Below are 13,952 nucleotides of genomic sequence, written 5' to 3' on the forward strand. Positions count from 1 at the left end.
CACAGCGGCCCGACCAAGCGGCGCTATCCTCCAGCGATGACGGGGAGCAGGACGAGGGAGGATGTCGCGATGATCGGAATGGTGCTCGCGGCCGGAGCGGGACGCCGGCTGCGCCCGTACACCGACACCCTGCCCAAGGCGTTGGTGCCGGTGGACGGCGAGACCACGATCCTGGACATCGCGCTGGGCAACCTCGCCGAGGTCGGGCTCACCGACGTCGTGATCGTGGTCGGCTACGCGGCGGACGCGGTCCGCGAGCGGCAGGCCGACCTGGAGAAGCGGTACGGGGTGACGATCACCCTGGTGCACAACGACAAGGCCGAGGAGTGGAACAACGCCTACTCGCTCTGGCTGGCCCGGGAATACTTCGCGCGCGGGGTGCTGCTGGTCAACGGGGACACCGTGCACCCGGTGAGTGTGGAGAAGACCCTGCTCGCCGAGCGTGGCCCGGGCATCCTGCTCGCAGTGGACACCCTCAAGCCGCTGGCCGAGGAGGAGATGAAGACCACCTTCGACGCCGCCGGTCAGCTCACCCGGATCACCAAGATCATGGACCCGGGCGAGGCGTACGGGGAGTACATCGGCGCCACGCTCATCGAGCCGCAGGTCGCCGACGCCCTCGCCGACGCGCTGGAGGCGACCTGGCGACGGGACCCGAACCTCTACTACGAGGACGGCTACCAGGAGTTCTCCGACCGGGGCGGGGAGGTGCGGGCGGCGCCGATCGGCGACGTCCCCTGGGTCGAGGTCGACAACCACGCCGACCTGGCCCGCGCGCGGGAGATCGCGTGCCGCTACTAGCTCGGAGCGTCCTCACCCCGCTGCACATCGACGTGCGACGCGGGGCGGTCGCCGACCTGGGCGCGATCCTGGCCGACGGGCGGATCTCCTCCGGGGGCGACGTCGCGGTGGTGGTCGGCCCCGGTCAGGGCGCCCAGATCGCGGAGTTGATCCGACCGTCGCTGCGCTCCGCGGACGTCTTCACCGTCTCCGGCGGGACGCTGGACGCCGCCGACGACCTGGGCGGCAAACTCCGCGCCCGGTCGTACGACGCGGTCGTCGGCATCGGCGGCGGCAAGACCATCGACGTGGCCAAGTACGCGGCCACCCGTCGGGGCCTCCCGATGGTGTCGGTGGCGACCAGCCTCGCCAACGACGGGATCGCCTCCCCGGTGGCCAGCCTGATCACCGACGGGATCAAGGGCTCCTACGGGGTCCACATCCCGATCGGGGTGATCGTCGACCTGGACTTCGTGGAGAGCGGCCCGGACCGGCACAACCGGGCCGGCATCGGCGACGTGATCAGCAACATCAGCGCGCTGGCCGACTGGGAGCTGTCCCGGCAGGTACGCGGTGAACCGGTCGACGGGCTGTCCGCCTCGCTCTCCCGAGCGGGCGCCGAGGCGGTGCTCAACCACCCGGGCGACATGAGCGACGATGCCTTCGTGATCGTCCTCGCCGAGGCGTTGATCTCCAGCGGCCTGGCGATGGCTGTCGACGGCACCAGCCGTCCGTGCAGCGGCGGCTGCCACGAGATCATGCACGCGGTCGACTCGCTCTTCCCCGGCACCGCCTCACACGGCGAGCTGGCCGGGCTGGGCGCGCTGTTCTGCACCTGGCTGCGCGGGGACCTGCGCCGGTTCGGGGAGATGTCGGCCTGCCTCGCCCGACACGGTCTGCCCCGGCTCCCCGCCGAGGTGGCGCTCACCGACGACCAGTTCGTCGAGGCGGTGCAGTTCGCGCCGCGTACCCGGCCGGACCGCTACACGATCCTGGAGCACCTGGCGCTGTCGCCTACCGAGACGCGGGAGCGGCTGGCAGACTACGCCGGTGCAATCCGCGACCAGCTTGGCTGACCCCCGTCCCACCGTCGCCGACTTCCACCGGGTGAACCGGGGCGGCGGCCTGTTCAGCGAGTCGATCAGCCAGTGGCTGGGCGCCGTCTTCGCGTTGGTCGCCCAGCGGCTCGGGTTGCGCCCCACCGCGTTGACCATCAGCAACCTGGTGCTCGGGCTGGCCACCTCGGTCACCGTCGTGGCGCTCGCCGGCCCGGTCGCCGACGGCGACGTACCGGCCTGGGCGGTCGGCCTGCTCGCCCTGATCGGCTGGCAGGTGGCGTACTCCCTGGACTGCGCCGACGGACAGCTGGCCCGGGTGACCGGCCAGGGCAGCGCGGCCGGCGCCCGGATCGACATCCTCTGCGACGTGGCCGCGCAGATCGCCCTGGTGGCCGCGCTCGCCGCGACCGCCGTGGCGCAGGAGCCCTCCACCCCGACCTGGCTGGTGGCGACCTTCGCGGGCACCTGGATGGTCAACCTGGTCACCTCGGTGATGCAGGCCGGCCCGAACGCCGCCAGCATGGTCACCTCGACCTCGCTGCCGGTCCGCGTGGTGAAGCTGATCCGCGACTACGGCGCGGTGATCTTCGTGGCCGCCCTGGTGCTGGCCGTGGCGCCCGCGCTGGTCCTCTGGGTGATGGTGGCGTTCACCATCGTCAACGGCGGCTTCCTGCTCGCCAGCATCGCCTTCTCCGCCCGCGCCTCCCTGCGCTGACCGCCACCGCCCAGAACGCGTCCGCACGCGCCACCCGCGCCGCTCGCCCGCACAGGCGCGCCCGCTCGCGCCGTTGGCCCGCTCGCCCTCACGCCCGCACGCCGCACGCCCTCACGCCCGCTCGCCCTCACGCCGCACGCCGCACGCCGCACGCCCGCAAGATCCACCCAACTTCCCCGAAGTTGCTGCCTCGGGCTCGCGGGAGACCCCAACATCCCTGATGTTGCGCGGATCTTGCCGGCAGATCCGCCCGCCCGCTTCTACGGTGCCGCGCGGCGCGCCCGGCGCGGTCCCAAGATCGTGCGGAAGCGTCAGGTGCAGGAGCGTCAGGTGCGGCGGTTCAGACGTGGTTGGGGTTGCGGGCTACGCCCGCGTAGATGTCGATGAGCTGCTTGGTGACCACGTCGGGGTGGAAGGTGCGCTCGTAGCGAGCGCGGGCGGTCAGCGCCAGCCCGGGGGCGCCGGCCCGAGCGACGGGCAGGGCGGCGGCGAGCGCGGCGGGCTCCGGTGCGACGACCCAGCCGGCATCGCCCAGACCGATCCCGTCCGGCATCGGCGACCCACCACCACCGCCGGCGACGGCGGAGGCGACCCGCGCCGGGCCGGTGCCGGCGGGCTCGTGCGGGGCGTCGGCTCCGACCAGGTAGGGGATGCCGCCCAACGCCGTGCCGAGCACCGGTCGGCCGCTGGCCAACGCCTCGATGATCACGGTCGGCAGTACGTCGTGCCACATGGAGGCGGCGATCACCACCGCACTCGCCTCGACGGCGGCCCGCACCCCGGCACGGTCGAGTTGACCGAGGTAGACGACGTCGGCCCGCTCGGCGGCGGCTGCCTCCACGAGCGGGCGCAGCTCGCCGTCGCCCGCCATGCGCAGCGTGCCCAGCGCACCCACCGGGTGCCGGCGCCAGGCGTCCAGCAGCAGGTCGACGCCCTTCTCCGGGGAGAGCCGGGCCATGTAGAGGAACCCGTCACCGAGCGGCGTCGGCCGGCCCGGGTCGGGCACCGAGTTCGGCTTCACCACGATCCGTTCGTCCGGTATGCCGTAGTCACGGAGGTGATCGGCGATCGCCGAGGTGAGCGCGACGTACCGGTCGACGGAGCGCCAGGTGCCCCGGTGCACGGCAAGGGTGGTCGCCATCAACGCGCTCTGGGCCGCCGAGTCGCGGTAGCAGCGGTGCTTGATCGCCGGCACACCCAGCGCCCGGCCCTTGCAGTCCTGGCAGATCACGCCGTCGCGGAAGTAGATCCCCGAGGAGCAGACCTGCCGGTAGTTGTGCACCGTCTGCACCACCGGCACGCCGTGGCGGTGCGCGGTCCGCACCACCCACGGCGACAGCAGGGGGTACGGGTTGTGCAGGTGCAGGACGTCCGGTCGGTGCTCGGTGAGCAGTCGGCTCAGGTCGTGCTGGGCGCGCGGCGCCCAGATCGGCGAGATCGGCAGCAGCGCCTTCGCCACCTTCGACATCGACGGGATCTCGTCCGAACTGCGGATGAACGGCAGCACCTCGACGCCGGCGGCGGTCAGTTGAGCGATCTCCGAGTCGACGATCGTGTTCTCGCCGGAGGGCTGTGCTTCCCGGTACCGGTTGTGCGCCACCACGATTTTCACGGAGCCTTGCCTTTCGTTCGCGGCCGTGCCGGCTTCTGCCCCCCGCCTGCGCGAAGGCTCGCAAGATCACGTCTGTGGGGCTCGCGGGCTCACGCCTCGCGCTCGCGACAGGGACTCGCGAGCTGATTCCGCACGCTCACCGGAAAGAAGGCTACCGTTGTGTCGTGCCCGAGCTACCGGAGGTTGAGGCGCTCGCGGGTTACCTGCGACAGCGCGCGGTGGGGCGGCGTGTCGACCGGCTGGAGATCGCCGCGATCAGCGCCCTGAAAACGTACGAACCGGCACCGACAGCGGTTGCCGGTCGAGCGGTGGTCGATGCCAGCCGGCACGGCAAGTTCCTCGACGTGCTCTTCGAGGGCGACCTGCACCTGGTGGTGCACCTGGCACGGGCTGGCTGGCTGCACTATCGGGAGGCGTTCCCGTCCACCACCCCGTTGCGTCCCGGCAAGGGCCCGATCGCGGTGCGCGTACGCCTCGACGACGGGTCCGGCTTCGACCTGACCGAGGCCGGCACCCAGAAGAAGCTGGCCGCGTACCTGGTCAACGACCTGGCGACGGTGCCCGGGGTGGCCAAGTTGGGCCCGGACGCGCTCTCCGCGGACCTGCCCACCTTCGCCGAGCGGCTGCGGAGCCGGCGGGGGCAGGTCAAGGGGGTGCTGACCGACCAGTCGGTGCTGTCCGGTGTGGGCAACGCATACTCCGACGAGATCCTGCACGCCGCGAAGCTGTCCCCGTTCGCGATCACCAACCGGCTCACCGACGACCAGATCGCCACCCTGCACGCGGCCACCCGGCAGGTCCTCGGTGACGCGGTCGAGCGGTCCCTCGGTCAGCGGGCGGCGGAGCTGAAGGGCGAGAAGCGGTCCGGGTTGAAGGTGCACGCCCGCACCGGGCTGCCCTGCCCGGTGTGCGGGGACACCGTGCGTGAGGTGTCGTTCGCCGATTCGAGCCTTCAGTACTGCGCGACGTGCCAGACCGGCGGCAAGCCGCTCGCTGACCGACGGTTGTCCCGTCTCGTACGGTGAGTAGCCCCACTTCGCGACTACGGAGCGGAATCGTCCTTACTGAGCGGAAGCTCCGGTCCGCCATTCTGGCCACGCGCGCATCCATCGGTATAGTGGCCCGGTCCCCGGCTTCTGAAATGGTGCGGAGCCGGCCAGATCCCGCCGGCACCATCGGTCGCCAATCTCCTTCGGGGCGGCGACCGGTCGGAGCCCGCGTGGGAGACTGGGACGGTGGGCGACCCGGGCCCTCACTGCGAGTGAGCGGCCCGTGTCATGCGGGAGGACATGGGTGAGGTGACGGCAAGCCTCCAGCGCCCGGTATCCAACGAAGGCCGGAGCAAACTCGTGCGGCACGTCGACAGCTTCGAGATCCAGCCGCCGACGCCGTCGTCACACAACGGCGTCCCCCGATCGGCGTGGACCAGGGCGCGACGTCGTGTCTCCCGTTGGCACCGCCCATACATCGCGATCCTGCTGCTGCTCGACTTCGGCGCGGCGGCGTTCGCCAGCTGGATCGCGATCCAGCTCTTCGACCAGGCCGCCTCCGGTTTCTCCGGCACCAAGCAGGACCCGACCTGGTTCCACACGGTGTCCTACCTGCTGCTCCCGCTCGGCTGGGTGGTCATTCTCTGGAGCAACCGGGCGTACGACAGGCGCTATCTGGGGCTCGGCCCGGACGAGTTCAAGCGGGTGATCCGGGCTGGGGTGACGGTCGCCGCGAGTGTCTCGTTCCTCGCCTTCGCCACCAAGACCGAGTTGTCCCGTTGGACGGTCGGCACGGCCCTGCTCGGGGCACTGCTGCTGATCCTCTGGGGCCGGTTCGTGGCCCGTTGGGCGCTGCACTACATCCGGCGGCGGGCCGGTCAGGCCGCGCATCGGATGGTGCTGGTCGGCACCCTGCCGGAGTGCCTGGAGGTCTACGCGGCGGTCACCCGCAACCCGAACGCCGGGCTGGTGCCCGTCGCCATCCACATCACCGACGGCTATGCGGCGGCCCGGGGCATGCCGACCCCGGTTCCGATCTACGCCGGTCGCGACGTTCTCGCCCTGGTCCGGGAGGTCGGTGGCGACACGATCGCCGTCTGTGGGTCGGCCAGCGCCGAGCCGGGCGAGCTGCGCCGGCTGGCCTGGCAGTTGGAGGGCTCCGGCGTCGACCTGGTGGTCGCACCGCAGTTGACCGACATCGCCGGCCCCCGGGTGCACATCCGGCCGATCGAGGGTCTGCCGCTGCTGCACGTCGAGGAACCGACCCTCTCCGGGCCGGCGCTGCTGGCCAAGAACCTGATGGACCGGGTCGCCGCCGGTCTCGGCCTGCTGCTGCTGATCCCGCTCTTCGCGGGCATCGCCGTGGCGATCACGATCTCCGACCGGGGTCCGGTCTTCTTCCGCCAGCCCCGGGTGGGGCACGAGGGGCGCACGTTTCGGGTGTGGAAGTTCCGGACCATGTACGTCGACGCCGAGGACCGGCTGGCCAGCCTTGTCGACCGCAACGAGACCGACGGCATGCTGTTCAAGATGAAGCAGGACCCGCGGGTCTTCCCGGTCGGTCGCTTCCTGCGAGCCACCTCGCTGGACGAGCTGCCGCAGCTGATCAACGTGCTCTGGGGTGAGATGTCGCTGGTCGGGCCCCGCCCGCTGCCGGCCGACGACGGCGACTTCCTGGGCGACGTGCGCCGCCGCCTGCTGGTCCGCCCCGGCATGACCGGGCTGTGGCAGGTCTCCGGCCGCTCCGACCTGTCCTGGGACGAGTCGGTCCGACTGGACCTCTACTACGTCGACAACTGGTCGCTGGCGTACGACCTCAGCATCCTGTGGCGCACCGTCGGCGTGGTGCTCGCCCGCAAGGGCGCGTACTAGGGCTTGGCGCGCAGCCCCGCAGGGGCAAGGATCGCTGCGTGGGTGCCAACCTCTCCGCCGTGGTCGGCGTCGTCTCGCTCGTCACCGCGCTGACCGCCGCCCTGTTCGCGGTGCTGCGTCTGCGGGCTCGCCGGGGCATCGCCACCGCCACCCAACGGGCCACCTACGAGGTGCTGCACACCGCCGGTCTGGCCGCCGAGCCGCTGCGAGCGGGGCTGAGCGAGACGGGCGCGGCGAAGGCCGTACGCCATCTGCGGGCTCTGGTGGGCGCGGCCGGGCTGGCGCTCGCCAACGCCGACCGGCTGCTGGCCCTCGACGGGCGCGGCACGCACCACGGCGAGCAACTGCTCGCGGCGGCCCAGCGGACGGTGGACACCGGCCGCTCTACGGTGCTCGGTGAGCAGGAGCTGCACTGCGACCGGGTCGACTGCCCGATCCGAGGGGCGGTGGTCGCGCCGTTGCAGGGGGCGGACGGCCGGGTGGTCGGCGCGTTGGTGGCCATCGCCGACAGCCCACCGCCCCCGGGGTTGGTGCAGGCCACGCTGGAGACGGCGCACTGGGCCGGTAACCAGCTCGCCCTGGCCGAGCTGGATTCGTCCCGCGAGCGGCTGGCCCGCGCCGAGATCCGCGCGTTGCGGGCGCAGATCAGCCCGCACTTCATCTACAACGCGCTGACCGCGATCGGGTCGTTCGTCCGCACCGACCCGGAGCGGGCCCGCGAGTTGATCCTGGAGTTCGCGGAGTTCACCCGGTACTCCTTCCGGGCGCACGGGGAGTTCACCACCCTTGCCGAGGAGCTGCGCTCGATCGACCGCTACCTCACCATCGAGCGGGCTCGATTCGGTGACCGGTTGCAGGTGCGGTTGCAGATCGCCCCGGAGGTGCTCCCTGTGACGTTGCCGTTCCTCTGCCTGCAACCGCTGGTGGAGAACGCCGTTCGCCACGGGTTGTCCCGCAAGCCGGGCACGGGCATGGTGAGCATCGAGGCCCGGGACGCGGGCGCGGAATGCCACATCACGGTGGAGGACGACGGAGTGGGAATGGATCCGACCACGCTGACCGCCGGCATCGCCGAGCTGGCCCGCGGCACTGGCGACCCGGGCGACGACACGGGCCAGCACGTCGGTCTTTCCAACGTCGACGAGCGGCTGCGGTCGGTCTTCGGGGACCGGTTCGGCCTGGTCGTGGAGACCGGGCTGGGCTCGGGCACGAAGGTGAGCATGCGGGTGCCGAAGTTCCACCCCGGCGTACGGGCAGGGTCGTGAGCGAGCGAAGCGGGACGGGTGCGGTGAACGCGTCCGGTTTCCTGCGGGTGCTCGCGGTGGACGACGAGCCGCCCGCACTCGACGAGCTGGCGTACCACCTGCGGGCCGACCCCCGGGTTGCCCGGCTGCACACGGCCGGTGACGCGACGGAGGCGCTGCGGCTGCTCCGGGACGGTGACGTGGACGTGGTCTTCCTGGACATCCGGATGCCCGGGCTGGACGGGATGGAGCTGGCCCGGGTGCTGCGCCGGTTCGCCCGGCCGCCGGCGATCGTCTTCGTCACCGCGTACGACGACGGCGCGGTGGACGCCTTCGACCTGGGTGCCACCGACTACGTGCGCAAACCCGTTCGCGCCGACCGGCTGGCCGAGTCACTGCGTCGGGTGATCGGGTCGCGGGTGGTGCCGTCGCACCCGGCGGCACTGGCCCGCGCCGAGGAGGACCCGACCATCCCCATCGAGTTGGCCGGCACCACGCGGATGCTGCCCCGCTCGGCGGTGCGGTGGGTGGAGGCGCAGGGTGACTACGCCCGGTTGCACACCGCCGAGGGGTCGCACCTGGTGCGGGTCTCGCTGGCCACACTGGCGGAGCGTTGGGCGGATGCCGGTTTCGTCCGGGTGCACCGGTCGTACCTGGTGCAGTTGAAGTTGATCGCAGAGCTGCGGCTGGTCAACTCCGGCTACGTCGTGGTGATCGACTCCACCGAGCTGCCGGTGAGCCGGCGGCACACCCGGGAGCTGAAGGACAAGCTGGTCAGGGCCGCGAAGCAGGACTGGAGTCGCTGATCCGGGAATGAGACGACAGCTGCCGTACGTTGTACGCTAGTCCGTACGACTTCCGGAGGCTGCCGTGACTGATTCCCCGTTCGACGCCGAGACCGAGTTCGACCGTCAGGTCGACCGACTGGTCCAGCTCGGCTACCCCGCCCTCGCCGGGCTGCCCGAGCGCGCCTTCCGCGACCTGGTAGCGCCGCTGCGCGCGAGGGCGATCGAGGGTGCCGACGGGCTGTCCGCCCCCACCGACGCCCGGGTGCCCTTCCTGCTGGTCATCACCCGCGACCTGGTCGGCGTGCAGGAACGACTGGAGCTCACCACGCTGGCCGGCAAACGCAAGCCCGGCGTCCTGGACCGCCACTACGCCGAGGACGACCTGCCGCGCTTCGACCCGATCAAGGAGCTGGAGGTGCCGGCCGGACCGGCGTACCTGCTCTTCGACGTCGACCGGGGCGAGGAGTTCCGCAACCTGGCCCCGGCCACCGCCATGGAGGGGATCACCGCCCAGGGTCGGCTGCCGCTCACCATCGACGAAGGTCTGGCCTTCGTCACGCTGCACCCGGCCGCGCTGGCCAGCAACCGGTGCTTCTCGCTCGTCGGGTCCCGATGCGGCGACAAGCGGGTGCCTGCGCTCTGGATCAGCCAGGGCGCGCCGAAACTGGGGTGGTGCTGGTACGGCAACCCGCACACCTGGCTCGGCTCCGCCTCCGCCCGCCCGGAGCGCATCGGTCTGGAGTGACCGACGGCCGGTGCCACCAGGTCCGGCCTCGATCGACTCGGATTCCTGGAAGTCGGGGCATCCGGCCCGCCCGGATGCCCCGGCTCCCGCATGTCCAGCCCACAAGGCAGTTATCCACAGCCGTGAACCGTTCTCCACAGGTTATTCACAACGCCACCCACTGATCTCCACGGCGGCTCCCTACAGTCGAGACCCATGACGCAACGCCGGGTACTGGTGGTCGAGGACGAACGGACCATCGCCGAATCCATTGCCGCCCGCCTCCGCGCCGAGGGCTTCAGCGTGGAGATCGCGGCGGACGGGCCCAGCGCGGTCGAGCAGTTTCGCAGCGGCCAGCCGGACCTCGTCGTCCTGGACGTGATGCTGCCCGGCTTCGACGGCCTGGAGGTGTGCCGGCGGATCCAGGCCGACCGTGCGGTGCCGGTGCTGATGCTCACCGCCCGCGACGACGAGACGGACCTGTTGGTGGGGCTCGCGGTCGGTGCGGACGACTACCTCACCAAGCCTTTCTCGATGCGGGAGCTGGCCGCGCGGGTGCACGTCCTGCTGCGCCGGGTGGATCGGGCCGCCACCCCCGCGCCGCCAGCCATCCGCCTCGGCGACATCGAGATCAACGAGGCCGAGCGGCGGGTTCGCCGCGACGGCGCGGACGTGCACCTCACGCCGACGGAGTTCGACCTGCTGGTCCACCTCGCCGGGCGGCCCCGCACGGTGCTTCCCCGCGAACGGCTGCTCGCCGATGTCTGGGGATGGGTCGACGGGAGCGGCACCCGCACTGTGGACAGCCACATCAAGGCCCTACGCCGCAAGCTGGGCGCCGATCTCATCCGCACCGTGCACGGGGTCGGCTACGCCCTGGAGCTGCCGTCGTGACCGCCGCTATGCCCACCCGCCTGGACCGGGTGCTGGAACTGCTGCCCCGCCCGCTGGATCCGGTGCGCTCGATCAAGCTGAAACTGGGCGTGCTGCTGGTCGTCTCCGGTGCGGCCGGCCTCGGATACTTCTCGTACGGCATCGGCTGGCCACCACCGGTGACCTCGGCGACCGCCATCGCCGTCGCCCTGCTCACCTCCCAGGTCCTCGCCCACGGGATGACGTCGCCGCTGCGGGAGATGACGGCGGCGGCCGGCGCGATGGCCCGGGGCGACTACACACGACGGGTCCGCGCCACCTCCCGCGACGAGGTCGGTGAGCTGGCCCAGGCGTTCAACAAGATGGCCGCCGACCTCCATGCCGCGGACCAGCGCCGGCGTGAGCTGATCGCCAACGTCTCACACGAGCTGCGTACGCCGATCACCGCGTTGCAGGGCGTGTTGGAGAACATGGTGGACGGGGTGGCCGATCCCGAGCCCGCGGCGCTGCGCTCGGCGCTGGCCCAGACCGAACGGCTCGGACACCTCGTCGCCGACCTGCTCGACCTGTCCCGCCTCGACGCCGGGGTGGTGCCGCTGCGCCGGGTACGGATGGACGTGTGGGACTTCCTCGACGAGGCGGTGGAGCACGCGACGGCCAGCGCGTCCGGCGCCGGCATGGACGTGCACTTCGAGCTTCGCGAGTTGCTGACACCGCTGACGGTCGACGCGGACCCGTGGCGGTTGCACCAGGTGTTCGCGAACCTGCTCGACAACGCGGCGCGGCACAGCCCACCCGGCGGCGTCGTGCGGGTCAGCGCCGAGGAACACGGTGACCAGCTCCGGTTCGAGGTGAGCGACGAGGGCCAGGGCATTCCGGCGGACGAGCGTTCCCGGGTCTTCGAGCGGTTCACCCGCGGCGACCGGGCGGCCGGCGGCGGGACGGGTCTCGGTCTGGCGATCGCGCGATGGGTCGTCGAGTTGCACGGCGGTCAGATCCGGGTCCTCGATCCGGTCGGACCGCACCGGGGAGACCAGCCCGGCTGTCGCATCCAGGTCACCATCCCGATCGACGGGCCACACCGAAAAGAGGCCGCATGACCAGCCCTGGCAGCGTTCCCGTTCCGGCCACCGGGCCGACCGGAGCGCAGATCCCCCCACCCGTCAGACCCGGCACGGTTGCCCCGGCGGCCACCGGTCGGCCCCAACCGTGGCCGGTCACGCCGGCCCTGCCCAGGCCGCCGTCACTGATCGCGCGCCGCTGGCCAGGGCCGTCCGGCTCCGCCCGACCTCTGGTCCTGGCGGCCTTGACGGCGGCGACCGTCGTCGGCGCGTCCACGCTCACGATGGTTCGTCCCGGTCTCGGCTGGCTGGTGGCCGCGCTGGCCGGCACCGCCGCCCTCGTCACCGCCACGCTGAACACCACCGCAACGCCTCCGACGAACACCCCCACGACCGCGGCACCATCCGGGCCGACGAGCCCCGGAACGGTCGCCGCGACACCGACCGCCACGCCGGCTCCGCCAGCCGCGGCGACCACCGCCCGTCCCGGTGCCACGGGGGCACCGGGGCGGGCGGCACAAGTCGCCTGGGCTGCAGCGACGGTCGCCTTGGTCGCCGTCGGCACGGTCCGGGCCGCCGGCTGGCTCTTCGCCCTGTGCCTGCTCGCGGCCGCGGTGACCGGGACGCTCGCGGTGACCGGTGGGCGAAGCCCGCTCGGGATGCTGGCCGCCGCGACGCTGCCGCCCGCCGCGACGGTACGGGCGCTCCCCTGGGCGGTACGCGGGCTGCGGTTCGGGCAGCCGGCCACCTCGGGTATCGCGGTCGGGCGCATCCTGACCAGCCTGGCGATCTCGGCCGGCCTGCTGCTGCTGTTCGGTCTGCTCTTCTCCTCCGCCGACGCGGTCTTCGAGAACCTGGTCACCGGCCTGCTGCCGGATGTCTCGTCGGTCGGAGTGCTCGGCTGGCTGGCGCGGCTGGCGCTGATCGGCGGAGCCCTGCTCGGTGGCGCGTTCCTGGTCAGCCGTCCACCCGATCTGGAGGGGCTGCGCCCGACACCACCCCGACCGGCTCACCGGTTGGAGTGGACCCTCCCGCTGGTGTTGCTGGTCGCCCTGTTCAGCGTGTTCGTGCTGGTCCAGCTGACGGTGTTGTTCGGCGGCGCGGGGCACGTCCTGCGCACGGCCGGGCTCACCTACGCCCAGTACGCCCGCGGCGGGTTCTGGCAGCTGCTCGCCGTCACCGCACTCACCCTGCTGGTGATCGCGATCGCCGCCCGCCGGGCACCGAAGGCCACCCGGGCGGACCGCCTGCTGGTGCGCGTCCTGCTCGGCACGCTCACCGGGCTCACCCTGGTGATCGTCGCCTCGGCGCTGTACCGGATGCAGGTCTATGCGGACGCCTACGGCGCCACCCGGCTACGGCTCGTGGTGGCGACCATCGAACTCTGGCTCGGGCTGCTCTTCGTGCTGGTCGGGGTGGCGGTGGTGCGGTTGCGGGCCGACTGGCTGCCCCGGTTGGTGATCGGCGCGGCGGTGCTCGCCCTGCTCGGACTGGCCCTGGTGAACCCGGACCGGTTGATCGCCGACCGGAACGTCGACCGGTACCTGCAGACCGGCCGGCTGGACGTCACCTACCTGTCCGGGCTGTCGGCGGACGCCGTACCGGCACTGGCCCGGCTGCCCGAGCCGATGCGCGTCTGCGCGTTGGGGCAGATCGCCGCCGAGCTGCCCTCGGACGGCCTCTGGGGGACGAACCTCGGCCGGGATCGGGCGCGGCGTGAACTCAGCAGCATCCCGCTGACCGCGCGGACCGACTGCAACGGCGGCCGGTCCTGGTGACCGGAGCGGCTTGACAATCCCGCGCGGCGGGCGAGACTGCCGGGGTGGCCAAGCAACTCCCTGACGTGGGGTCGGGCGGTGCGGTACCGCCGCCCCGGCGGGCGCGGATCGTGCTGGCCGAGATCACCCGGCAGGACACCCGCGCCGAACGGACCCGCGCCGAGCTGGCCCAGCAGACCCAGGTCGGTGAGGCGCTGGTCCGCGGCCTGGTCCGGGCCCAACTCGCGCTGGCGTTGCGGCTCTCGCTGGTGGTGGTCATCGGGTTGGGTGGGCTGCCGTGGCTGTTCGCCATCGCGCCGTCGCTGGGCCGGACCACCATCGCCGGCGTCAACCTGCCGTGGCTGCTGCTCGGGGTCGCCTCCTTCCCGTTCCTGATCGGGGTGGGCTGGGCGTACGTGCGGCTGGCCGAGCGCAACGAGCAGGACTTCAGCGACCTGGTGCAGCGGCCGGAGCGCTGA

13 protein-coding genes are annotated in these 13,952 nt (G+C 72.0%); 12 read left to right on the top strand and 1 reads right to left on the bottom strand.

Features of this window, described 5'->3' with window-relative positions; translation table 11 throughout:
- Positions 1–69: 69 nt before the first annotated feature.
- From CLT68_RS05915 to CLT68_RS05925, 3 genes are read left to right on the top strand one after another with little or no spacing between them, the layout of a single operon-like run.
- Positions 70–801, top strand: a complete 732-nt coding sequence (locus CLT68_RS05915; protein ID WP_088950704.1) for a phosphocholine cytidylyltransferase family protein — start codon at positions 70–72, stop codon at positions 799–801.
- On the top strand, positions 789–1,856 hold the full coding sequence (locus tag CLT68_RS05920; RefSeq protein ID WP_099849361.1) for an iron-containing alcohol dehydrogenase family protein: 1,068 nt from the start codon (positions 789–791) through the stop codon (positions 1,854–1,856). The genes CLT68_RS05915 and CLT68_RS05920 overlap by 13 nt, the downstream gene beginning before the upstream one ends.
- Positions 1,831–2,553, top strand: coding sequence for a CDP-alcohol phosphatidyltransferase family protein (locus CLT68_RS05925; protein ID WP_088950706.1), 723 nt, complete (start codon positions 1,831–1,833; stop codon positions 2,551–2,553). Before CLT68_RS05920 ends, CLT68_RS05925 begins: the two co-directional genes overlap by 26 nt.
- 340 nt (positions 2,554–2,893) lie before the next feature.
- On the opposite strand, the gene CLT68_RS05930 is transcribed toward CLT68_RS05925, so the two are convergent.
- Complete coding sequence (locus CLT68_RS05930) at positions 2,894–4,165, bottom strand: glycosyltransferase (protein WP_099849362.1); 1,272 nt, start codon at positions 4,163–4,165, stop codon at positions 2,894–2,896.
- Between the two features lie 164 nt (positions 4,166–4,329).
- On the opposite strand from CLT68_RS05930, the gene CLT68_RS05935 reads away from it, so the two are divergent.
- The 9 genes from CLT68_RS05935 to CLT68_RS05975 all read left to right on the top strand — a co-directional run bounded on the left by CLT68_RS05935 (position 4,330) and on the right by CLT68_RS05975 (position 13,952).
- Positions 4,330–5,190: an Fpg/Nei family DNA glycosylase gene (locus CLT68_RS05935; protein WP_088950708.1), complete on the top strand. Its 861-nt coding sequence runs from the start codon at positions 4,330–4,332 to the stop codon at positions 5,188–5,190.
- A 264-nt stretch (positions 5,191–5,454) separates the two neighbouring features.
- Positions 5,455–7,026: a sugar transferase gene (locus CLT68_RS05940; protein WP_199177208.1), complete on the top strand. Its 1,572-nt coding sequence runs from the start codon at positions 5,455–5,457 to the stop codon at positions 7,024–7,026.
- Positions 7,027–7,064: 38 nt separating this feature from the next.
- The gene (locus CLT68_RS05945) at positions 7,065–8,291 is read left to right on the top strand and encodes a histidine kinase (protein WP_099849366.1); all 1,227 of its coding nucleotides are present in this window, start codon (positions 7,065–7,067) and stop codon (positions 8,289–8,291) included.
- 23 nt (positions 8,292–8,314) lie between these two features.
- Positions 8,315–9,076 (top strand): LytR/AlgR family response regulator transcription factor, encoded by a 762-nt coding sequence (locus CLT68_RS05950; protein ID WP_088950711.1) that lies wholly within the window; start codon positions 8,315–8,317, stop codon positions 9,074–9,076.
- 64 nt (positions 9,077–9,140) lie between these two features.
- Positions 9,141–9,803: a DUF5701 family protein gene (locus tag CLT68_RS05955; RefSeq protein WP_099849368.1), complete on the top strand. Its 663-nt coding sequence runs from the start codon at positions 9,141–9,143 to the stop codon at positions 9,801–9,803.
- 195 nt (positions 9,804–9,998) lie between these two features.
- Positions 9,999–10,676, top strand: a complete 678-nt coding sequence (locus CLT68_RS05960) for a response regulator transcription factor (protein WP_088950714.1) — start codon at positions 9,999–10,001, stop codon at positions 10,674–10,676.
- Positions 10,677–10,684: 8 nt separating this feature from the next.
- Positions 10,685–11,755, top strand: coding sequence for a sensor histidine kinase (locus CLT68_RS05965; RefSeq protein ID WP_099849371.1), 1,071 nt, complete (start codon positions 10,685–10,687; stop codon positions 11,753–11,755).
- A 245-nt stretch (positions 11,756–12,000) separates the two neighbouring features.
- Positions 12,001–13,494 carry a DUF4153 domain-containing protein gene (locus CLT68_RS05970; RefSeq protein ID WP_486482088.1) on the top strand — a complete coding sequence of 498 codons (1,494 nt, stop codon included), beginning with the start codon at positions 12,001–12,003 and terminating at the stop codon, positions 13,492–13,494.
- A gap of 44 nt (positions 13,495–13,538) precedes the next feature.
- The gene (locus tag CLT68_RS05975; protein ID WP_231927173.1) at positions 13,539–13,952 is read left to right on the top strand and encodes a DUF485 domain-containing protein; all 414 of its coding nucleotides are present in this window, start codon (positions 13,539–13,541) and stop codon (positions 13,950–13,952) included.

The organism is Micromonospora sp. CNZ299, from assembly GCF_002754415.1.

Bases quoted from the DNA above. Each gene is read 5' to 3' on its own strand.
- CLT68_RS05965 (WP_099849371.1), top strand. From the start codon at position 10,685: ATGCCCACCCGCCTGGACCGGGTGCTGGAACTGCTGCCCCGCCCGCTG.
- CLT68_RS05960 (WP_088950714.1), top strand. From the start codon at position 9,999: ATGACGCAACGCCGGGTACTGGTGGTCGAGGACGAACGGACCATCGCC.
- CLT68_RS05970 (WP_486482088.1), top strand. From the start codon at position 12,001: ATGGTTCGTCCCGGTCTCGGCTGGCTGGTGGCCGCGCTGGCCGGCACC.
- CLT68_RS05915 (WP_088950704.1), top strand. From the start codon at position 70: ATGATCGGAATGGTGCTCGCGGCCGGAGCGGGACGCCGGCTGCGCCCG.
- CLT68_RS05940 (WP_199177208.1), top strand. From the start codon at position 5,455: ATGGGTGAGGTGACGGCAAGCCTCCAGCGCCCGGTATCCAACGAAGGC.